General features: G+C 62.4%; 22 protein-coding genes and 1 pseudogene. 12 read left to right on the top strand and 11 right to left on the bottom strand.

Going from position 1 to position 18,920, the window contains the following annotated elements:
- Positions 1–11: 11 nt before the first annotated feature.
- Genes AKN84_RS02100 through AKN84_RS02090 form a run of 3 tightly spaced genes read left to right on the top strand, consistent with a single transcriptional unit; the run spans position 12 to position 2,474 of the window.
- The gene (locus AKN84_RS02100; protein ID WP_050419138.1) at positions 12–998 is read left to right on the top strand and encodes a branched-chain amino acid ABC transporter permease; all 987 of its coding nucleotides are present in this window, start codon (positions 12–14) and stop codon (positions 996–998) included.
- On the top strand, positions 995–1,765 hold the full coding sequence (locus AKN84_RS02095) for an ABC transporter ATP-binding protein (protein WP_050419137.1): 771 nt from the start codon (positions 995–997) through the stop codon (positions 1,763–1,765). The genes AKN84_RS02100 and AKN84_RS02095 overlap by 4 nt, the downstream gene beginning before the upstream one ends.
- A gap of 4 nt (positions 1,766–1,769) precedes the next feature.
- Positions 1,770–2,474: an ABC transporter ATP-binding protein gene (locus AKN84_RS02090; RefSeq protein WP_050419136.1), complete on the top strand. Its 705-nt coding sequence runs from the start codon at positions 1,770–1,772 to the stop codon at positions 2,472–2,474.
- A 40-nt stretch (positions 2,475–2,514) separates the two neighbouring features.
- Here AKN84_RS02090 and AKN84_RS02085 read toward each other — a convergent pair whose 3' ends face one another.
- Positions 2,515–3,666 carry a zinc-dependent alcohol dehydrogenase gene (locus tag AKN84_RS02085; RefSeq protein WP_050419135.1) on the bottom strand — a complete coding sequence of 384 codons (1,152 nt, stop codon included), beginning with the start codon at positions 3,664–3,666 and terminating at the stop codon, positions 2,515–2,517.
- A 195-nt stretch (positions 3,667–3,861) separates the two neighbouring features.
- Here AKN84_RS02085 and AKN84_RS02080 point away from each other — a divergent pair.
- The 5 genes and pseudogenes from AKN84_RS02080 to AKN84_RS02060 all read left to right on the top strand — a co-directional run bounded on the left by AKN84_RS02080 (position 3,862) and on the right by AKN84_RS02060 (position 8,414).
- Positions 3,862–4,868, top strand: a pseudogene (locus tag AKN84_RS02080) (ABC transporter substrate-binding protein).
- 37 nt (positions 4,869–4,905) lie between these two features.
- On the top strand, positions 4,906–5,721 hold the full coding sequence (locus AKN84_RS02075) for an ABC transporter permease (RefSeq protein ID WP_050419134.1): 816 nt from the start codon (positions 4,906–4,908) through the stop codon (positions 5,719–5,721).
- 3 nt (positions 5,722–5,724) lie between these two features.
- The gene (locus tag AKN84_RS02070; RefSeq protein WP_050419133.1) at positions 5,725–6,510 is read left to right on the top strand and encodes an ABC transporter permease; all 786 of its coding nucleotides are present in this window, start codon (positions 5,725–5,727) and stop codon (positions 6,508–6,510) included.
- The gene (locus AKN84_RS02065) at positions 6,507–7,565 is read left to right on the top strand and encodes an ABC transporter ATP-binding protein (RefSeq protein ID WP_050419132.1); all 1,059 of its coding nucleotides are present in this window, start codon (positions 6,507–6,509) and stop codon (positions 7,563–7,565) included. The genes AKN84_RS02070 and AKN84_RS02065 overlap by 4 nt, the downstream gene beginning before the upstream one ends.
- Before the next feature lie 9 nt (positions 7,566–7,574).
- Entirely contained in the window at positions 7,575–8,414 is an 840-nt protein-coding gene (locus AKN84_RS02060) for a phosphodiesterase (protein WP_050419131.1), read from the top strand.
- A gap of 70 nt (positions 8,415–8,484) precedes the next feature.
- On the opposite strand, the gene AKN84_RS47680 is transcribed toward AKN84_RS02060, so the two are convergent.
- Positions 8,485–8,760 carry a hypothetical protein gene (locus AKN84_RS47680; RefSeq protein ID WP_162240839.1) on the bottom strand — a complete coding sequence of 92 codons (276 nt, stop codon included), beginning with the start codon at positions 8,758–8,760 and terminating at the stop codon, positions 8,485–8,487.
- Between AKN84_RS47680 and AKN84_RS02055 the strand changes: the two genes are divergently transcribed.
- The gene (locus AKN84_RS02055; protein WP_050419130.1) at positions 8,705–9,442 is read left to right on the top strand and encodes a Crp/Fnr family transcriptional regulator; all 738 of its coding nucleotides are present in this window, start codon (positions 8,705–8,707) and stop codon (positions 9,440–9,442) included. The two genes, AKN84_RS47680 and AKN84_RS02055, sit on opposite strands and share 56 nt — an antisense overlap.
- A gap of 137 nt (positions 9,443–9,579) precedes the next feature.
- Positions 9,580–9,849, top strand: a complete 270-nt coding sequence (locus tag AKN84_RS02050) for a hypothetical protein (protein WP_050419129.1) — start codon at positions 9,580–9,582, stop codon at positions 9,847–9,849.
- A gap of 72 nt (positions 9,850–9,921) precedes the next feature.
- Here the strand turns inward: AKN84_RS02050 and AKN84_RS02045 are convergent, their stop codons facing one another.
- From AKN84_RS02045 to AKN84_RS50565, 3 genes are all read right to left on the bottom strand, one after another.
- Positions 9,922–11,016 (bottom strand): amidohydrolase family protein, encoded by a 1,095-nt coding sequence (locus AKN84_RS02045; RefSeq protein ID WP_050419128.1) that lies wholly within the window; start codon positions 11,014–11,016, stop codon positions 9,922–9,924.
- A gap of 103 nt (positions 11,017–11,119) precedes the next feature.
- A complete protein-coding gene (locus AKN84_RS49865; RefSeq protein WP_128970353.1) occupies positions 11,120–11,455 on the bottom strand; it encodes a Bug family tripartite tricarboxylate transporter substrate binding protein in 336 nt (111 codons plus the stop codon).
- A gap of 55 nt (positions 11,456–11,510) precedes the next feature.
- Positions 11,511–11,882 carry a tripartite tricarboxylate transporter substrate-binding protein gene (locus AKN84_RS50565; protein WP_430649879.1) on the bottom strand — a complete coding sequence of 124 codons (372 nt, stop codon included), beginning with the start codon at positions 11,880–11,882 and terminating at the stop codon, positions 11,511–11,513.
- Positions 11,883–12,174: 292 nt separating this feature from the next.
- Between AKN84_RS50565 and AKN84_RS44460 the strand changes: the two genes are divergently transcribed.
- Positions 12,175–12,372 (top strand): hypothetical protein, encoded by a 198-nt coding sequence (locus tag AKN84_RS44460; RefSeq protein WP_128970351.1) that lies wholly within the window; start codon positions 12,175–12,177, stop codon positions 12,370–12,372.
- Here the strand turns inward: AKN84_RS44460 and AKN84_RS02035 are convergent.
- The 5 genes from AKN84_RS02035 to AKN84_RS02015 form a co-directional block, all read right to left on the bottom strand.
- Complete coding sequence (locus tag AKN84_RS02035) at positions 12,357–12,782, bottom strand: cyclase family protein (protein ID WP_050419126.1); 426 nt, start codon at positions 12,780–12,782, stop codon at positions 12,357–12,359. The two genes, AKN84_RS44460 and AKN84_RS02035, sit on opposite strands and share 16 nt — an antisense overlap.
- Before the next feature lie 161 nt (positions 12,783–12,943).
- Positions 12,944–14,239, bottom strand: coding sequence for a TRAP transporter large permease (locus AKN84_RS02030; RefSeq protein ID WP_050419125.1), 1,296 nt, complete (start codon positions 14,237–14,239; stop codon positions 12,944–12,946).
- A gap of 15 nt (positions 14,240–14,254) precedes the next feature.
- Positions 14,255–14,767, bottom strand: coding sequence for a TRAP transporter small permease (locus AKN84_RS02025; protein WP_050419318.1), 513 nt, complete (start codon positions 14,765–14,767; stop codon positions 14,255–14,257).
- A gap of 42 nt (positions 14,768–14,809) precedes the next feature.
- Positions 14,810–15,835 carry a TRAP transporter substrate-binding protein gene (locus AKN84_RS02020; RefSeq protein WP_050419124.1) on the bottom strand — a complete coding sequence of 342 codons (1,026 nt, stop codon included), beginning with the start codon at positions 15,833–15,835 and terminating at the stop codon, positions 14,810–14,812.
- A gap of 42 nt (positions 15,836–15,877) precedes the next feature.
- On the bottom strand, positions 15,878–16,621 hold the full coding sequence (locus tag AKN84_RS02015) for a GntR family transcriptional regulator (protein ID WP_050419123.1): 744 nt from the start codon (positions 16,619–16,621) through the stop codon (positions 15,878–15,880).
- A 78-nt stretch (positions 16,622–16,699) separates the two neighbouring features.
- Between AKN84_RS02015 and AKN84_RS02010 the strand changes: the two genes are divergently transcribed.
- A complete protein-coding gene (locus AKN84_RS02010; RefSeq protein ID WP_050419122.1) occupies positions 16,700–17,506 on the top strand; it encodes an SDR family NAD(P)-dependent oxidoreductase in 807 nt (268 codons plus the stop codon).
- A 158-nt stretch (positions 17,507–17,664) separates the two neighbouring features.
- On the opposite strand, the gene dapD is transcribed toward AKN84_RS02010, so the two are convergent.
- Positions 17,665–18,636: a 2,3,4,5-tetrahydropyridine-2,6-dicarboxylate N-succinyltransferase gene (dapD, locus tag AKN84_RS02005; RefSeq protein WP_050419121.1), complete on the bottom strand. Its 972-nt coding sequence runs from the start codon at positions 18,634–18,636 to the stop codon at positions 17,665–17,667.
- Positions 18,637–18,920: the final 284 nt, after the last annotated feature.

Genomic DNA, 18,920 nt, shown 5'->3' with positions numbered 1-18,920 from the left:
CTGAGCCTGGCATGACCGAAACCACTCAATCGATCAAACAGCCTCGGGCCACGACGGGTGGCTGGTACGAGTTCGCAACGCGACATCGCGCCAGCATTGTTGCGGCGGTCATCCTGATCTTCCCGTTGGTGATGCCGTTCACGGCGCTCGCCGTGAATATTCTGATCTACGGGCTGTACGCCCTCGGGTTCAACCTCGTGTTTGGCTATCTGGGTCTCTTGTCGTTCGGGCACGCGGCGCTGTTCGGGACCGGCGCCTATCTCTGTGGCATCGCCATCGTGCACTTCGGTTGGCCGTGGTATGCGGCGATTGCGGCCGGGCTCGCCGGTGGGCTGCTCATGGCACTGCTGATCGGCGTGCTCGCGATCAGGACCCGCGGTATCTACTTCGCCATGGTCACGATGGCTCTGTCGCAATGTGTCTATTACCTGTTCTATCAGGCGGTAGACTTGACCGGCGGCGAGAATGGCCTGCGCGGCATCAATGTCCGTACCATCGATCTGTTCGGCCTGCGGATCGATTTCATCAATCCGATGATCCGGTATTACGTCATCGCGGCTTTTGTGATCGCTGCATTCTTCGTGATGTCGCGCATTCTCGCCTCGCCCTTCGGTGCCGTCATTGAAGCGGTGCGGGAGAACGAGATGCGTGCCCGCGCATCGGGCTATGACGTGACCCTGACACGCTTGCTGACTTTCGTCCTGTCGGGCGGTTTCTGTGGTCTCGCGGGTGCGTTGCAGGCTCTGCACCTGTCGATCGTTCCGATCGAGATCCTGCACTACGAGACCTCGGGCCTGGTCGTGATGATCGCGCTGCTGGGTGGCATGGGGACGTTCTTCGGGCCGATGGTCGGCGCGGCGGTCTTCCTGGTCCTGGAGAACATCGTCTCCGTGTGGACCGTTCATTGGCAACTGATCGTTGGCGCCATCTTCATTGCATGCGTGCTGTTCTTCCCCGCCGGGATCTGGGGCACACTGATCGCGCGGGGCAAGCGATGACGACCGCAGCAGGTCAAGCCAGCGAAATCATTCTGCGCACCAGGGGCGTCGGCAAGACGTTCGGAAAGTTTGTCGCTCTGAACAACATCTCGGCCGAGTTTTCCAGGGGAGCGATCACCTCCATCATTGGTCCGAACGGGGCTGGAAAGAGCACCTACTTCAACTTGCTGTGCGGCGCCTTTCGGCCGACGAAGGGCAGCGTTGAGTTCGAGGGCAGGGATGTCACCGGCTTGCCGCAACATCGCTTTGCGCACATGGGGATCGCAAAATCCTTTCAGATCACCAGCGTGTTTCCGCAGCTCACGACGCGTGAGAACATCCGCGTTGGTCTGCAAGCGCTGGTGTCGCGATATGACATCTGGCGTCCCCGTGCGCGCCTGACCGAACTGGTCGAGCGGGCTGACGAGTTGCTGGCTTTGGTCGGGCTGTGGGAATCCCGGGAACGCGCCGCCAAGACGCTGGCGCATGGCGAGCAGCGGGCGCTGGAGATCGGCATGGCGCTTGCGAGCCAACCCCGGTTGCTGCTGCTGGACGAGCCCACGGCCGGCATGAGCCCGGAGGAAACCCGGACCATGATGGATTTGATCCTGAAGCTCGCAAAGGAGCGCACGGTCATCCTCGTCGAGCACAAGATGAAGCTGGTGCTCGGGATCAGCGACCGCATCCTCGTGCTGCACCACGGAGAACTGCTTGCCGAGGGCACGCCGCAGGAGGTCCGGCAGAACGAGGCGGTGAAACGTGTCTATCTTGGTCAGCGGGAGCACTGAGGCGATGCTGCAGGTCAGCAAGCTCAATGCCTGGTATGGGGCAAGCCACGCGTTGCAGGACATCGGTCTCGAGGTGACCAAAGGCGAGATCGTTTGCCTGATCGGCCGCAATGGAGCCGGCAAGACGACGACGCTGAAATCGATCATGGGCTTGATGGGGCGGACACGCGGCTCGGTCACCTTCAAGGGTGAGGAGCTGCTGCGTCAGCCGGCGCATGTGCGCTTCGCGTTGGGCCTGGCCTATGTTCCCGAAGAGCGTCGCATTGTGCAGGGCCTGTCGGTCCGGGAGAATCTTCGACTGGGCCTGGTCGCGTCACCTGCGAAGAAGCGGGAAGCCGAGCTGCTCGAAGAGATTGCCGTGATATTCCCGCGGCTGGCCGAGCGCATGGATCAAGAGGCGGTGACGATGTCCGGCGGCGAGCAGCAGATGCTGGCGATCGCGCGGGCGATGATCGCAAAGCCCGACCTGATCATGCTGGATGAGCCTTCGGAGGGCATCATGCCCGTCCTGGTCGACGAGATGTTCGAGCTGTTCCGCAGCATGAAGGCACAGGGAACAACGGTTCTGCTGGTCGAGCAGAACGTCGAACTCGCGCTGGGCATCGCCGATCGTGCCTATGTCCTGGATCAAGGCTCCGTGGTGCATCAGGCGTCGGCGCAAGCGCTGCTGGCCGATGAGGAGATCAAGGAACGATACTGCTCGGTGTGAGCAGGCTTTCCTGGCAGCGCTCGTCCGCGCAGCCCCGGACTCACTCGGCAGCGCGCGCGATCGCGTCGGCCTTGCGATTGGTCACCACGACCTTGATCGCGTCGTCGACACGATCCCGCGCATATCTGAGCGCCGTCAGCAGGTCGGCCAGCGGAAACGTATGCGTGTGGATCTTCGTCGCATCGAACCGTTTCGCCGCCATCAGTTCCATCGCGCGATGCGTGGCGCTGCGGCCTTCGCCGCGGATGCCGTAGGCGTAAATGTTGTTCCGCACGAGATGCGCGATGTCCAGCGACGCGGCCTCGTGCGGGAAGGCGGCAAGGCAGATCTTGCCGCCGCGATTGGTCATGTGAATGGCCTGGTTGAGTGTCGCTTCGGTGCCGGCACATTCGACGACATAGTCGGCGCCAATCCCACCTGTTAGTTGCTTCACGACCTCAACGGCGTTTTCATCGTTGATGTTGATGACGCGATCGGCCCCCAATTCCCCGCCGATCGCCAGCCGCTTGTTGCGCGTGCCGGTCAGGATGACCGGGCTTGCGCCAAGCGCCTTGGCCACAGCTACTGTGAGAAGTCCGATCGGCCCTGGGCCAATCACCACGACGCTCTCGCCGGCCACCAATCCCCCCAATTCCGTCAAGCCATACATCGATGTCCCGGCAGTCACCACAAGCGTCGCTTCCGCGTCGCTCATGGTGTCGGGGACGCGCGCCAGCGTGTTGATATGGTTGACCGCGTATTCGGCGAACCCGCCATCGGTCGTAAAGCCGTTGGCGCGGTGGCCCTTTTCCGGCTTCCCATAGTTGAGACAGGACGTGTACATGCCCTGGCGGCAGCGCTTGCATTGGCCGCAGCCGGCATGGATTTCGACGCTGACCCGTTCACCGATCCTGAATTCGTCGACGTCAGGCCCGAGTGCGGCAACCGTGCCCATGTACTCGTGACCCGGCGTGAAGTTTTTGTTGAAGGGCAGGCCGCCCTCAATGCTTGCCGGCGAGCCGGCATGGATGATTTCCAGATCAGTGGCGCAAATCGCAACCGCGTCGATACGCACCAGCACTTCGGCGCGCGACGGGACCGGCGTCAGCTTCTCGGAAAGGTGGAGCTGGTCGGGGTCACCAAGGACCCAGGCTTTCATCAGATCGGAGACGGGAAGGTCGGACGATGTCTTGACGCCGGGCGGCTGATACATGGGCGCTTCCTCTTTTGCCTGGCAGCCTAGCGCGAAACGACGGGTTGCCGCGAGCATCCGATGGCCGGCATTTGGGGGAGCTCGCTTTGCTGCACGGCAGCAAGCGCGTCGCAAAACGTTCATACGCGGCCTATACTTGGTCGCGCGGTTGATGTTGAAATCCCCATTGCATCCTCTCCCAGACCGGAGCCTCCCATGAAGACCGTCCGCCTTGTCCTTGCGTTGCTGGCGCTGACACTGATCGCGCGTGGCAATCCGCCAAGGCAGCCGACGTGATCTGCTACAATTGCCCGCCGGAATGGGCTGACTGGGCCTCGATGCTGAAGGCGATCAAGGCGGACCTCAACTACGATATCCCGCATGACAACAAGAATTCCGGCCAGGCTCTGGCCCAGATCCTGGCCGAGAAGAGCAATCCGGTTGGCGATATCGGCTATTTCGGCGTGACCTTCGGCATGAAGGCCAAAGCGCAGGACGCGCTCGAGCCTTACAAGCCGGCGCACTGGGATCAGGTCCCTGCAGGCCTCAAGGATCCGGACGGCTATTGGACCACGATCCACTCCGGCACGCTCGGCCTGTTCGTCAACAAGGATGCACTCGGTGGCAAGCCGGTGCCGGCCTGCTGGAAGGACCTGCTGAAGCCCGACTACAAGGGCATGGTCGGCTATCTCGACCCGTCCTCCGCAGCTGTCGGCTATGTCGGCGCGGTCGCCGTCAATCTGGCGCTGGGCGGCTCGTCCACCAATTTCGATCCGGCGATCAGCTTCTTCAAGGAATTGCGCAAGAACGATCCGATCGTGCCCAAGCAGACGTCGTATGCCCGCGTCGTCTCCGGTGAGATGCCGATCCTGTTCGACTACGACTTCAACGCCTACCGCGCGAAATACTCCGAGAAGGGCAACTTCGAGTTTGTGATCCCATGCGAAGGTTCGGTGGTGTTTCCCTATGTCGTCGGTCTCGTGAAGAACGCGCCCGACAAGGAGAAGGCCAAGAAGGTGATGGACTATCTCTTGTCCGACAAAGGGCAGGCGATCTGGACCAATGCCTATCTGCGTCCGGCCCGCCCGATCGAGCTGCCGGCGTCCGTGAAGGGCAAATTCCTCCCCGACAGCGACTATGCCCGCGCCAAGAGCGTCGACTGGGGTGAGATGGAAAACGTGCAAAAAGCCGTCGTCGACCGCTATCTCGCCGAGGTTCGCTGAGGCAATATGGTGCCTTTCGCGGGGCACCATTCTTCCGATGTCGCAAAAGTCTTTCGTTTGGCTCTGCCTGCTGCCGCTTGCGGTCGTGACCACGGCATTCTTCCTGTTGCCGATGGCGCGGCTGGTGGTTGCGGGCGCTGAAGGTCCGCACGGGCTCGCTGGATATCTCGCCATCCTGACCGAAGGCCGCTATCGCGCGACGCTGTTCAACACCGTGCTGCTGGCGGCGGCAACCACGGTCGTCACGTTGATCGTGGCGACGATTGCCGGAATGTTCCTGCAGCGGCACCGCTTCCCCGGGCGGACCGTGCTGATCGCGATGCTGACCTTTCCGCTGGCCTTTCCAGGCGTGGTGGTCGGCTTCATGATCATCCTGTTGGCCGGACGCCAAGGGCTGATCGGCGATCTGTCGAACCGGATCTTCGGCGAAAAGTTCGTGTTCGCCTATTCGATCTACGGGCTCTTCCTGGGCTATCTCTACTTCTCGATCCCGCGCGTGATCCTCACGATCATGGCGGCCGTGCAGAAGCTCGATGTCGGTCTGGAGGAAGCGGCGCGTTCGCTCGGCGCCAGCCCCTGGGCGGTCCAGCGTGACGTCGTGCTGCCGGCCCTGGCGCCGGCTTTCGTTGCGTCCGGAGCGATCGCATTTGCGACCGCGATGGGGGCCTTCGGGACCGCCTTCACGCTGGCGACGAACATCGACGTGCTGCCGATGCTGATCTACACCGAGTTCACGCTGGCCGCCAATTTCGCGACATCAGCCGCGCTGTCGGTGGGGCTCGGCCTGATCACCTGGCTCATCCTGGCACTCGCCCGCACGTTCAGCGGCAGCGCGGTCGCGGCGGCCGGGTGAAGCATGCGCGATCGCCTGATCTTCGCCAGCCAATTCATCTTCACACTGCTTGTTGCGGCATTCCTGGTGGTGCCCGCAGGGCTTTCGATCTCCGCCGGCGTCACCGTCAATTATTTCCGCGGCATCCAGTCCGGCGTGACGCTGCAATGGGTCGCGCAGGTCTGGGAGCTCTACGCCGGCACCATTCTGCTCTCGTTCGTGATCGCCTTCGCGACACTTGCCGTCACGCTGTTTGCGGGAGTTCCCGCGGCCTATGCGCTGCATGCGCGGGGAGGCCGGCTTGCCCGCATCGTCGAGGAGATCATCACCTTGCCGCTGGCGATTCCGGGGCTCGCGATCGCGCTGGCACTTCTGCTCGCCTATGGGAGCTTTGGCGACTTCCGCCGTTCCTGGCTGTTCATCCTGGTCGGCCACGTGATCTTTACCATGCCGTTCATGGTGCGCTCGGTGATGGCGGTGTTTGCCACCGTGGATATCAAGACGCTAGATGAGGGGGCGGCCTCGCTGGGCGCCTCGCCGTGGCGGCGGTTCTGCGATGTCATCGTGCCGAACGCGCTGCCTGGAATTCTGGCTGGCGCATTGATGGTGGTCACGCTGTCGCTCGGTGAATTCAACCTGACCTGGATGCTGCATACGCCGTTGACGAAGACATTGCCGATCGGGCTCGCGGACAGCTATGCCTCGATGCGGCTCGAAGTCGCTTCGGCCTACACGCTGATCTTCTTCGTGATGATCATTCCGCTCCTGGTTGCGATGCAACTGCTGGCCGATGGGGACCACAAGCGATGAGTACGGCGGGGCACGGTGCAGCGGTGCGGATCGAGGCGTGCGGCAAGACCTTTGCCGACGGCACGCGCGCGCTTGATCCCGCGACCCTCGACATTGCGCGCGGCGAGACGCTGGTGCTGCTCGGGCCGTCCGGGTGCGGCAAGACCACCATGCTGCGGATCATCGCCGGCCTCGAGCTGCCGGACGCCGGCGGCAAGGTGCTGTTCGACGGCAAGGATATGACCTCGGTCCCGATCGAACGGCGTAATGTCGGGATGGTGTTTCAGTCCTACGCTTTGTTCCCCAACATGACGGTGGCGGACAATATCGCCTACGGGCTGAAGATCCGCGGCGTTGCCAGGGACGAGCAGGCCGCGCGCGTCGCCGAACTGGTGGCTCTGACGAACATCATTGGCTTGGAGAACCGCCGTATCGACCAACTTTCGGGCGGCCAGCGGCAGCGCGTCGCATTGGCGCGCGCGGTCGCGATCCGGCCCGGAATACTGCTGCTTGATGAGCCGTTGACCGCGCTTGATGCCGCCTTGCGGGACCGGCTGCGGAGTGAGCTTAACCGGTTGTTGCGAGCACTCGGCATTACGACGATCTACGTCACGCATGATCAGGCCGAAGCCATGGAATTGGGCGACCGCATCGTGGTGATGCGGAAAGGTGCGATCGCCCAGATCGGCGCACCACGCGAGGTCTACTTCGCACCGAAGGATCGCTTTGTGGCCGAATTCATCGGAGCGGCGAATATCGTGGAAGCTCCGATCGAGAACGGCATGTTGATCCTGCCCGGCGGGCGATTGCCGATCGAGGGCGCTGCGACGACCGCGAACGTGACCGTCATGATCCGCCCCGAAACCATTCGCGTGACGAACGCCGGGACGGAGGCGCTCTCGGGCGTCGTCGATTCCATCAGCTTCATCGGCGACCGGCAGCGGATTGTCGTGAGCGGTGCATCGAGCAAGCCGCTCAACGTCGACGCGCCCAACACGATCCAGGCCAAGGTCGGCGATCGAGTAGGGCTTTCGATCGCGGCCGACGCGCTTCGTCTTCTGCCTTCCGAACCCTGAGATCCATCGATGCCGTCGAAACCTGTTCTCATCGCCCAGATATCCGACCTTCACATCAAGCCGCCGGGAATGTTGGCTTACGGCCGGGTCGATACCGCCAAGGCGCTCGAGCGCTGCGTGGCTGAACTCAACGCGTTCGAGCCGGCGCCCGATTTCGTTGTCATCTCGGGCGACCTTGTCGATACGCCGTCGGTCGAGGAATACGATTATCTCAAGCGATTGCTCGCGCCGCTGCGGCTGCCGTTTGCCGGCATTCCCGGTAATCACGACTCGCGGGAGTGGATGCGCGAAGCGTTTCCGGCCGCGCCCTATGTTCGCGCCACAGGCCCGCTTGACCAGAAGATCGAGGTCAATGGTCTCGATCTCCTGCTGCTCGATTCAAGCGTTGCCGGTAAGCCTCACGGCATGCTCGAAGCGTCCACGCTGCAATGGCTGGACGAGGCGCTGGCGGCCGCAGTCGACCGGCCGGCGCTGCTCTTCCTGCATCACCCGCCATTCAAGGGCGGCATCTGGCACATGGACCGGCAAGACCTCTTCAATGCCGACGAGCTGGCGGGAATCGTCAAGCGTCACCCGCGTGTGCGGCTGATCGCGTGCGGGCACGTCCACCGTGCGATGCTGACCACCTTCGCGGGGCTTCCCGTGACAATTTGCCCCGCGCCGAACCATGCGGTCGATCTGGACCTCGGGCAGCTCCGCGTACCGTCGTTCAAGGTGGAACCCCCTGCATTTCACTTGCACGCGTGGTTTCCCGGGCAGGATTTTGGACAGTTGGTGACGCACCAGGTCCCCATCGGTCGGTTTGACGGGCCGCACGCGTTCTTTGGCCCAGACGGCAAGCTGTTGTGAGTTTGCGGCACTGACCCTCGGACAGACGGGTTTTGCCAGGCGAGATCATCGCTGGACCGGATATTCCGGATCACGGGCAGCCGCTGCTTGCAATTGAGCGTTGCATAGGCACGTATTTATTCCAAATTGTAGCTTGGATGCCTTCCAGCCCGCTGCCGGCGGATCGGACCTTTTGTTGCTGTAGGCCCGCGGCGGGGCTATACTCGTTTCCGCTTTCATTGATCGATGGCTCTGTCGGTGTCGCGCTGCTGGCGCGCCGATTAAACGCAACACAATCAGTCTGGATCACGATGACCGGTGCGCCGCCCATTGAACGAACTGCCGGCGCGCCGTTGTTTTCGAACAACAAACTATCGGTGCTGCGCAAGCATCCCTATTTCGCCGATCTTGAGCCCGAGGCATTCGATCAGCTCTGCCGCTATGCCAAGCACATCACGCTGAAGCGCGGGACGACGATCTTCTCGAAGGGTGATCCGGGCACCAGCCTGATTGCGGTGATCTCGGGCACGGTGAAGATCAGCATCTCGTCGCCCGATGGCCGCAACGCCATTCTGAACCTGATCGAGGCAGGCGAGATCTTCGGCGAGATCGCGCTACTCGACGGTTTGTCGCGGACGGCAGACGCCACCGCCAATACCAATTGCGAGCTGTTCGTTATCGACCGGCGCGAGTTCATTCCGTTCGTGCGCAGCCAGCCGACGCTTGCGATGAAGTTCATCGAGCTGCTGTGCGCGCGGTTGCGCTGGACCAGCGACCAGGTCGAGCAAGTGATCCTGCAGGACTTGCCGGGCCGGCTGGCCAGTGCGCTGCTGCGCCTCAGCGACAAGCACAAGCCGCAGGGGCGCACCATCTCGATCACCCAGCAGGAGATCAGCGAGATGGTTGGCATGACCCGCGAGAGCATCAACAAGCAGCTCCGCGCCTGGGCGACACGCGGCTGGGTGAGGCTCGAGCATGGCGCGATCGTGGTACTGAAGCCCGAGTCGCTTCAGGCGCTGGTTGACGCCGGGGCTGATGACGGCGAGTAGCCGCGCCGGCCGCTCGTCCAGTCTGCACTTCACGAAACGGTGAACCGGACAAAGCGTGTGAAATCATTCACATCAGCCTTGCGTGCCCTGCGGTAAGTGAGCCCCGGGCGGATCACGTCCGCACTGTGGAGGAATCCATGCAGGGCTCTTTCGACAACCGACGTCAGGACCCGGAAAGCAACTACAAGAGCTTCAGCATCAAGCTGATCGCGTTGCCCGTGCTCGTGATCGTTGCCTTGATCGGGATGCTGGTCAGTCACCCGGCTGCGGTCAAATGGATATCGGACGCGGCACAGGCCGAGTTCGTCGGAACCGACGCCGCCGACGCCAGCCCGCCGCCCAGGGTCGCGCAGCCGGCGCCCACCGCTTTGCCGCGCAATGAGATGCGGACGGTGAAGGCCAACTGATCGTTGATGCCGTCGTCGCGCATCAGGGTGCGACAGCGGCAATTCAGATGGTCCAATGGTCCGCTGCGATCCTCACGCGGTAACGCCGAGCAGCTTCGCTGCGGTCCGGCCGAGAATGTTCGCCTTGTCGTCGTCGCCCAGCGACGCGCAGGCGAAGATGTGGTCGACTGGCGCCAGTTGCCATGGATAGGGATAGTCGCTTCCCAGCACGATCTGCCCGGCGCCGACCTGGGCGGCGAGGTGCCGGATCGCCTCCGGCGTGAAGATCAGGGAGTCGAAGTAGATCTGCTTGAGATATTCGGTCGGCGCCTTCTGGAGCTTGATCTCCGGATTGCATCCCTTCGGTCCGACTAGGCAGGGATGGTCCGAGCGATCGGCATAGGAGGGCAGGTAGCCGCCGCCATGCGCGGCGATGACCTTCAATCCGGGGAAGCGATCGAGCGTCCCCTCGAAGATCAAATGCGAGAGCGCGATCGCGGTCTCGAGCGGATTGCCGATCGTGTTGCCAAGCCAGCCATTGCCGGAGAGCCGCTTGCCGAGCTCGGGAACGCCCTGCGGATGGATGAACAGGGGGACGCCGAGTTCCTCGGCCTTGGCCCACACTGGATGGAACTTGGGATCGGAGAATTCGACGCCATCGACGACACCGCCGATCGCCGCGCCCTTCAGCCCCTGCTTCTTCACGGCTGTCTCCAGCTCCTGCACCGCAAGGTCAGGGGCCTGCAATGTCAGCGAGGCGAAAGCTGCAAACCGGTCGGGCTTCGAGGCACAGAGTTCGGCGAGCTTTTCATTCTGGATCTTCACGATCTTCCCGGCCAGGTCGCGATCGCGGTCGTACCAGAACGGGTTGATCGAGAGTACCTCCATATCGACGGCCTGTGCGTCCATCGCAGCCAGGCGCTTGTCGATCTCGATGAAGGCCTCCGTGGCGCCGTTGACCGGCGGCAGTTGATATTTTCCGGCATCGGCGCCGAGCAGGGCGCCCGCCTCGCGAAAGTGGCAATGCGAGTGAATGTCGATCGTCTTGACGCGCTTACCGTCGACGCTGACCGGCAACTTCTGCCGCGACGGCTGTGCATTCGCGTTGTGGACGAGCCCGCAGCCGCAGAACACGATACCTGCTGCCGCCGTCGCTGCCGCCTTCAGGAAATCACGCCTTGTGGTCATGACGATCGCCTCCCTGTCTTTTTGTTATGGATGGACAGCGTAAGGGATGCCGGTTGGCGGTCGCAAGATCACACGCTGTGCGTGTCGCGCAATGTTGATCTGCTCAGACGGGCTTGATGCCGGCCCTTGCGATGATGTCGCGCCATGTCGGAACCTCATCCGCAATGCGCTTGCGCATGCCGTCGGGACCGCTCGCCAGCACCTCGGAGCCGTCGTTGCGCAGCTGGTCGGCGATCTTCGGCGTCTTCAGGATCGCAATCGATTTCGCCGACAGCAGCTCGACGATCGGGGAAGGCGTATTCACGCGCGCGGAGAAGCCCTGAAAGGTGTCGGAGACGAAATCCTTGTAGCCGAGCTCGATCATGGTCGGCACATCGGGCAAATCGAACCAGCGATGGGTTCTGGTGACTGCGAGCGCCTTCAGTGCGCCTGACTCGATGTGCGGATCGGCAGGCGGAGGGCATTAAAGGCGATCTGGCTCGTTCCGTTCAGGATCACCTGGATGGTTGGACCTGCGCCCGAGTACTGCACAAGTACCGACCTGGCGACGTCAGCACTCTTGCGAGATACGGCGTCGTCCCTTGGCCCGGGCTGGCATGGTTCAATTCGTCCGGGCTGGCTTTTGCGCGCGCAACCAGGTCCGCGATCGAATTGATCACGAGCTGCGGATCGACCAGCATCACGTTTGGAGAAGTGCCAAGTTCGGAAGGACGCATAGTCCGTGTCGGGATTGTACCGGATCTTGGGTAGAGGCCCGGGTTGATGACGTAGGCACTCACGTAACCAGAAGGGGCCGTCGATGATATTGCGACTCTTTGCATCTGCTGGTCCGGCACAACGGAGCAGATTGGACCTTGATAGCACATGATGCTGGGAGTGTCGCCCTGCATCGATCGCTGCGCGATGCCGGCTGACTGGACAGCTTATTTGGCCAGCTGGACCGGGCGTCGAGGACCAGGCGGCTGCGATCCAATGGATATAAGTTGAATCGGTGGCAGTGAGGATGGCGATTCGTGCTATAGGGCCGATTGCGTGATTAAAAGGAACGGCAAAGGGGCCCATCTAAGCCGCTCCGAAGCCGACGCAAGGGGCGGCGAAGTCTAAGCACCAAATAGGAAGCGTCTGAAGCGCGAGGGGACGTACCCGATCGGAGGAAAAATGAATCTTGTGATCCTGAATGTGACCGGTTCGGAGACAATGTTGCGTTCCGATGGACATGCTGCCCTTCGATTAGAGACAAAGGAAATGGGTCCCGTCGCATTCGAGGTGAACCTTCAAGCAATTGCCGCGCTTCGTCAGCACTTGTCTCGGGCAGAAATGCACATCCTTCAAAGTCAGAATCAAACCAAAAACTGATGATCGAGCAGGGCTTCGAGATTGCACAGGCTCTCGATGTGGGTGATATCGAGATCGAAGCAGGCCTTGTGGACGAGCAGGTTCTCGTCGCCGTCGGGACCCGAGCGCATCGAGTCGATGCCGAAATGAACGATGCCCTGTTTCGCCAGCCACTCGGTGGCCGCGACATTCACGCCGGCATTGTCGGTCGAATACTCCTTGCGCGGAAAGGTCCGCGCATGATGGCCGGTGCAGAGCAGGACGGTGCCGCCTTTCGGGATCGGGCGTCCGGCCGCCTTCACCGCCGTAGCGAGGTCGGAGGGGATGATCTCGGCCCGCGCCATAATGTGGCGCAGGTCGAGACAGATGCCGGGCGCGATGCACTTCTCCAGCGGATATTCATTGATCGGGCGAAAATGCCCTGGGGACATGATGGCGGATGGCCGGGATAGCTCGGCGTGTGGTAATAGAGTTCTCGGCTCAAGTCGATGGTCCTCACGACGGATACCCTTTCTTGACGGAGCCGGCGCCGGCGCGCTTCTAGCCATGATGCTGCCGCGTTTGCCGCGGTAGTGCAAGGTGCAGCTTGCTCTCAGTGCAGCGCCTGAAGCTGCCGCGGCAGCCATAGCGAGATTTCCGGCAGATAGGTCACGCACATCAGGACAAAGAACATCACCGCATAGAACGGCCAGATCTTGCGCATGACCTGCTCGATTGTGACCTTGCCGACCGCGCAGCCGACAAACAGGATCGCACCGACGGGTGGATGGCACAGGCCGATGCCGAGATTGAGCAGCATGATCATGCCGAAATGGACCGGATCGACGCCGAAGTTCTTCATGACCGGCAGCAGGATCGGCGTTGCGATCAGGATCGACGGCGCCATGTCGACCAGCGTGCCGAGCACCAGCAGCAGGACGTTGATCAGGAGCAGGATGACGTACTTGTTGTCGGAGATCGACAGGAAGAAGGCGGTCATCTTGGCCGGCATCTGCGTCAGCGCCATGATGTAGCCGACGCTGGAGGCGCAGGCGATCAGCGTCATCACCATGGCGACGGTGCGCAGCGTGCGATGCAGCAGCACCGGCAGGTCGCGCCAGCGATAGTCGCGATAGATGAACATGGTGACGAAGAACGCCCAGATGCAGGCGATGGCGCCAGCTTCGATCGCGGTGAAGATGCCGCCGAGAATGCCGCCCAGGATGATGACGAGGGTGATGAGGCCCCAGGAGGCATCGATGGCGATCCGGATCGCGTCCTTGGCCGGCACGGTCTGGCCGTGCGGGTGCTTCTCGCGATAGGCGACGGCAAGGCACAGAATGATCAGCGAGAAGCCGAGCAGCAGCCCCGGGAATACGCCGGCCATGAAGAGGGCGCTGATCGAGATCGTTCCGCCCGTCGCAAGCGAGTAAAGCACCGCATTGTGGCTCGGCGGCACCAGGAGAGCCTGAACCGACGAGGTGATCGTCAGGTTCGTGGCGAACACGCGCGGATAGCCGTTCTGTTCCATCTGCGGGATCATCACCGAACCGATCGCCGATGTATCGGCGACGGCCGATCCGGAGATGCCGCTCAGGAACGTCGTTGCCAGCACGTTGACGATCGAAAGGCCGCCGCGCAGACGCGTCAACCCCACCAGCACGTCGGCAAACGCGACCAGGCGCCGGGCCATGCCGCCCTCGGCCATGATCGCACCGGCCAGCACGAAGAACGGAATGGTCAGCATCGCGACCTTGCTGACGCCGTCGGAGATCTTCAGCATCACTGCTTCGAGCGGAATGCCGATCCACAAGGCGCCGACGATGGCCGCCATCGCCAGCGAGTAGGCGATCGGCATGCCGATCAGGAAACATAGCAGCATGGTCGCGAGCAGGAGGGAGATGTCCATGGTGGCTTCTCGCGGTCAGTCGATCGATGCGTCGCGATGCGGGCTGATCGGATCGGGCGGTGCGCCAAGGAAGATCCGTTCGATGATGAACAGCAGCAGGCAGCAGCCGCCGATCGGAATTGGAAGATAGGTGACGCCGACCGACAGCGACGGAAAGTCGGCGATCGTGTTGTGCCAGGTCACCTCGACGAGCCGATAGCCCCATATCATCATGAACAGCGCGACCAGTCCCATCAGCAGTTGCACGACAAGGTCGGCGAGCGCCCGGAGCGGGTCCGGCAGCTTGCCGGCAAAATAGCCGACGTTCATATGCAGGTTGAGCCGATATCCCGCCGCCGCACCGATGAAGGTCACGACGATGGTGAGCAGCACCGCGAGCGGTTCGGGCCAGGAGGCCGCGCTGTTCAGGACGTAGCGCGTGAACACTGCCCAGGGGATGACCGCTGAAATCAAGATCAACGCGGCAGAGCCGGTGATGACGCAGGCCAGATACAGATAGTCCATCGCGCGGCGATATGATCCGGCCATGTCCATTTCCCGTATGTTGTCGATTTCTCGCGTGGTGCCGTGTCAGGCAGACTGGATGCGTCCGATCATGTCCTGGTATTTCGGGCCGTATTTGTCCCATACCGGCTTGACCGCATTCTGGAAGGGCGTCTTGTCGGCGATCTCGATGATCTCGCAGCCGGCGGCTTTCGCCTTTTCCATCGCCTGCTGCTCGTATGTGTTCCAGAGCGCGCGCTCTTCCATCTGCGCCTCGCGGGCAAGCTTCTTGATCAGCGTCTGGTCGTCGGCCGACAGCGCAGACCAGGCCCGCTTCGAGAACACCAGCACCTCGGGAACGATCAGGTGCTCGGTGAGCGAGAAGTGCTTCGCCGCGGTGTAGTGATTGCTGAAGACGTAGCTCGGGGGATTGTTCTCGGCGCCGTCGATGACGCCGGTCTGCAACGCGCTGAACACCTGGTCGTAACCCATCGCGACGCCGTTGCCGCCGAGCGCGTTCATCATGTCGATGAAGATCGGATTGCCGATGACGCGGAACTTGAGGCCCTTGATGTCGGCGATCGTCTTGATCGAATGCTTGGTGTTGTAGAGGCTGCGCGCTCCGGAATTCATCCAGCACAGTGCGACCAGCCCGGCATTCGGGCTCACTGTGATCTTGTCCAGCAGTTCCTGGCCGATCGGGCCATCCATCATCCGCTCGGCATGCGCCATGTTCTTGAACAGGAAAGGCATGTTGACGACGTTGATGTCGTCGACGATGGGGCCGATCGAGCCGGCGCTGACGCGCAGCATCTGGATCGCGCCGATCTGGGTCTGCTCGATGGTTTCCTTTTCGCCGCCGAGCTGCATCGAGGGGAACATCTGCAGCGAGAGGCGGCCGTTGGTCGCCGCCGCAAGCTTCTTGCCGAGATTTTCCGTCGCGACCACGGTCGGATAGCCGGGCGGTTGCACGTCTGACGCCTTGAACACCGCTTTCGACTGGGCGAGGGCGCTCTGCGTCGTGGCCGCGGCGCCAAGGCCGGCGCCGATCTTGATGATGTCGCGACGGTTGAGCCCGGCACCGCGAGTCCGCGATCGATCTGTACGGTTCATTGTCATTCCTCCCAAAAATGCCTGGCCGGAGTCCGGCCGCGGTCATGCCGGCTGGCGTTGATCGTCGAAGAACTCCGGATTGTCGTGCTGGGTGGCCGCGATGTCGGCCAGAAGCCGTTCGAGATGTCTCGTCATCGCCGCCCCGGCGGCTGCCGCGTCGCATGCCTCCATCGCGGCCATGACGGCCTCGTGCTCGGCGATGACCTCGGCCATCCGCCCACGCTGCGGCAAGGTGAGCCACCGGAAGCGGTCGACGTGAACCTTGACCTGCAGGATCAGCTTCCAAATGCCGGGGTGTCCGGCAATTTCGGCGATAGCGGCGTGAAAGGCCTCGTCAGCCTGGTGGAATGCCTCGCGATCATCGGCCATCTCGGCCTCGCGCTGGCGTTCGAGGATCGCGTGCAGGCCGAGGATCTGGCTGGCGCTGGCGCGCTCGGTCGCCATGCGGGTCGTGGTTTCCTCCAGCGACCTGCGGACAATGATGGCCTCCGGGAGAGCGGCGAGCGGTATGCGCGACACGAAGATGCCCGACTGCGGGAAAATCTCGACCAGGCCTTCGTCCGACAGGCGCAGGATGGCTTCCCGCACCGGCGTCCGGCTGACGCCATAGGAGCGTGCGATCTCGGCCTCGATGATCGGGGCGCCCGGTCTGCGCTGCAAGGAGACGAGTTCAGCGCGCAGCTCAGCATAGATCCGCGCCGCAGCAGTGGCGGTGCGCGGACGGCCGGTCCGCCGGTGGCCGGCAAGGTTGCGGTGCTCCGACTTTTTCGACGAGCGGGCAGGCATTCTTGCTCCCAAAACTAATATATTAGTATATGAAAGAACCGTAAGGCAAACAACACCGCTCGCATCCCGGGAGGTCCCATGACCGACTACCGCAAGCTATTCGATCTCACCGGCAAGACTGCCGTGGTGCTGGGCGCCGCCTCGGGTATCGGCAAATCCTCGGCTGAAGCGCTGGCCTCGCTTGGCGCCCGCGTGCTGTGCGCCGATCGCACGCTGGAGGGCGCCGAGGCGACCGCCGCAGCGATCCGGGAGCAGGGTGGATCGGCAACGGCCGCCGCCTGCGATGCGGCCGATCGTGCCGACGTCGAGGCGCTGGCGACGAAGGCGCTCGCGGAATTGCAGCGCGTCGACATCGCCGTCACCACGCCGGGGCTGAACATCCGCAAGACCATTCTCGACTACACCGAGGAGGATCTCGACCGCGTCATCAACCTCAACATCAAGGGCACGGTCTGGTTCTTCCAGGCATTCGGTCGCATCATGGTCAAGCAGCAAGGCGGCAGCCTGATTGCCTGCTCCTCGGTGCGCGCCGTGACGATCGAGCCGGGGCTCGCAGTCTATGGCTCGACCAAGGCAGCCATCGGTCTCCTGGTAAAGGGCTTCGCGTCCGAGGTCGGCCGCTCCGGCGTCCGCGTCAACGCCATCGCGCCGAGCATCGCGGAGACAGCATTGACCGGCCCGTTCAAGCAGCGACCGGACATCTATAGTCTCTATGCCGGCCACACCGTGTTCAATCGCTGGAGCAGCGCCGACGAAGTCGCTACCGCCGTGGCCTATCTTGCATCCGACGCCGCGAGCTATGTCAGCGGCAGCACGCTGTTCGTTGACGGCGGCTGGACGGCGGTCGATGGGCCACCAACTGGGCTCACGCAGCTGACGCGGTAGGTGGCCAGGACGCGGACTCATATATTTATTTTCGTCGATGCCCGGTTCGACCTGACACCGACCGCCTCCATGAAACCGCAGCAAATGTCGCGATAGGCCAGAAGGCCACATCGCTGACGCGCCACAATTGTCGTCGACGACTTCTTCGAGTGAACGGCCTAGCCGTGAAGCTGTGCGTTGAGGCCGTCCCAGTTCGGTGTACGTCTGGTTGCCTCAAGCGCGCCGCTCTGGGAGTTGCGACGAAAGAGCAGGCCCTTCTGGCCCGAGAGTTCCTTCGCTTTCAGCACTCGGCCATCTTCCAAAAGGATGCGCGCGCCTGCCGTGACATAACAGCCCGCTTCGACGACACAATCGTCACCCAAAGAAATGCCGATGCCGGCGTTGGCTCCGATCAGGCAGCGCTCACCAACTGTAATCCTCTCTTTCCCCCCTCCGGAAAGAGTGCCCATGATCGACGCTCCGCCACCAATGTCGCTGCCGCTTCCCACAACTACACCGGCGCTGATCCGGCCTTCGACCATGCAGGGACCGAGCGTGCCCGCATTAAAATTGCAAAAGCCTTCGTGCATGACGGTCGTGCCCGGTGCCAAGTGAGCTCCGAGCCTGACGCGATCCGCATCTGCAATTCTCACGTCCGCGGGCGTCACGTAATCAGTCATGCGCGGGAACTTATCGACGCCCGTCACCTCAAAGGCGAGGGAACGCTTTCGCGCTCCGAGTCGCGCGTCCGGTACACGAGAGGGTTCGCAGGGACCGAGCGTCGTCCAGGCAACGTTTGGTAACAGACCGAATATTCCGTCGAGGTTCAGGCAATTCGGCTGGACGAGCCGGTGGCTCAGCAGATGGAGGCGAAGATATGCGTCGTGCACATCAGTCGGCGCCGATGCAAGGGAGTCAATTTCCGTACGAATGGCCACGATGTCGACATTGCGGATGTCGTCGTGTCGCTCACATCCATCTGCCGCTTCGCCCAGCGACCTGGTGATCTCGTCGCTCGTCAGCCGTACCGTTGCCGCCTTGTCGGCGTTCGTAACCAGGCTCAGCCGAAGAAACCAGGAATCCAACACGCGACCGTCAGCGGCAATCGTCGCAAATCCCTCGCCGCTCGCGCCCCTCAGTTCCATCGCCATTTCAATTTCCTACACTACGATCCTACACGTAATGCATACGCGAGTTCTCGTAGAATTGGCAACGTCTGGACTCTCAAACACGCCCTGCTTTGGGGGCGTTTTCGACGGATTCATTAGGAATTGTCGGCAGGTCGATGCCCACTTCTGCCCGTAAGCGGCGTGCTCTGGGTCCTCCGATCAAAGGGCACCCTGACACGATCTGCCGGCGGCGTTGGGCTCTTACACCACCCTGCTACAACTTTTCGTCCGCTGGCGGCGCTGGTGTCTGGGGCCGCTCATAGACG

Origin of the sequence: Bradyrhizobium tropiciagri (assembly GCF_001189845.1) — a bacterium.
In the GTDB taxonomy this organism is placed as follows: domain Bacteria; phylum Pseudomonadota; class Alphaproteobacteria; order Rhizobiales; family Xanthobacteraceae; genus Bradyrhizobium; species Bradyrhizobium tropiciagri.
This window is presented reverse-complemented; position numbering and strand designations above follow the sequence as displayed.

Bases quoted from the DNA above. Each gene is read 5' to 3' on its own strand.
- AKN84_RS02090 (WP_050419136.1), top strand. From the start codon at position 1,770: ATGCTGCAGGTCAGCAAGCTCAATGCCTGGTATGGGGCAAGCCACGCG.
- AKN84_RS02055 (WP_050419130.1), top strand. From the start codon at position 8,705: ATGACCGGTGCGCCGCCCATTGAACGAACTGCCGGCGCGCCGTTGTTT.
- AKN84_RS02065 (WP_050419132.1), top strand. From the start codon at position 6,507: ATGAGTACGGCGGGGCACGGTGCAGCGGTGCGGATCGAGGCGTGCGGC.
- AKN84_RS02070 (WP_050419133.1), top strand. From the start codon at position 5,725: ATGCGCGATCGCCTGATCTTCGCCAGCCAATTCATCTTCACACTGCTT.
- AKN84_RS02035 (WP_050419126.1), bottom strand. From the start codon at position 12,782: ATGTCCCCAGGGCATTTTCGCCCGATCAATGAATATCCGCTGGAGAAG.
- AKN84_RS02085 (WP_050419135.1), bottom strand. From the start codon at position 3,666: ATGTATCAGCCGCCCGGCGTCAAGACATCGTCCGACCTTCCCGTCTCC.
- AKN84_RS02060 (WP_050419131.1), top strand. From the start codon at position 7,575: ATGCCGTCGAAACCTGTTCTCATCGCCCAGATATCCGACCTTCACATC.
- AKN84_RS02020 (WP_050419124.1), bottom strand. From the start codon at position 15,835: ATGAACCGTACAGATCGATCGCGGACTCGCGGTGCCGGGCTCAACCGT.
- AKN84_RS02095 (WP_050419137.1), top strand. From the start codon at position 995: ATGACGACCGCAGCAGGTCAAGCCAGCGAAATCATTCTGCGCACCAGG.
- AKN84_RS02100 (WP_050419138.1), top strand. From the start codon at position 12: ATGACCGAAACCACTCAATCGATCAAACAGCCTCGGGCCACGACGGGT.
- AKN84_RS02030 (WP_050419125.1), bottom strand. From the start codon at position 14,239: ATGGACATCTCCCTCCTGCTCGCGACCATGCTGCTATGTTTCCTGATC.
- AKN84_RS02045 (WP_050419128.1), bottom strand. From the start codon at position 11,016: ATGACCACAAGGCGTGATTTCCTGAAGGCGGCAGCGACGGCGGCAGCA.
- AKN84_RS50565 (WP_430649879.1), bottom strand. From the start codon at position 11,882: ATGTGCTATCAAGGTCCAATCTGCTCCGTTGTGCCGGACCAGCAGATG.
- AKN84_RS02015 (WP_050419123.1), bottom strand. From the start codon at position 16,621: ATGCCTGCCCGCTCGTCGAAAAAGTCGGAGCACCGCAACCTTGCCGGC.
- dapD (WP_050419121.1), bottom strand. From the start codon at position 18,636: ATGGCGATGGAACTGAGGGGCGCGAGCGGCGAGGGATTTGCGACGATT.
- AKN84_RS02050 (WP_050419129.1), top strand. From the start codon at position 9,580: ATGCAGGGCTCTTTCGACAACCGACGTCAGGACCCGGAAAGCAACTAC.
- AKN84_RS02075 (WP_050419134.1), top strand. From the start codon at position 4,906: ATGTCGCAAAAGTCTTTCGTTTGGCTCTGCCTGCTGCCGCTTGCGGTC.
- AKN84_RS44460 (WP_128970351.1), top strand. From the start codon at position 12,175: ATGAATCTTGTGATCCTGAATGTGACCGGTTCGGAGACAATGTTGCGT.
- AKN84_RS02025 (WP_050419318.1), bottom strand. From the start codon at position 14,767: ATGGCCGGATCATATCGCCGCGCGATGGACTATCTGTATCTGGCCTGC.
- AKN84_RS02010 (WP_050419122.1), top strand. From the start codon at position 16,700: ATGACCGACTACCGCAAGCTATTCGATCTCACCGGCAAGACTGCCGTG.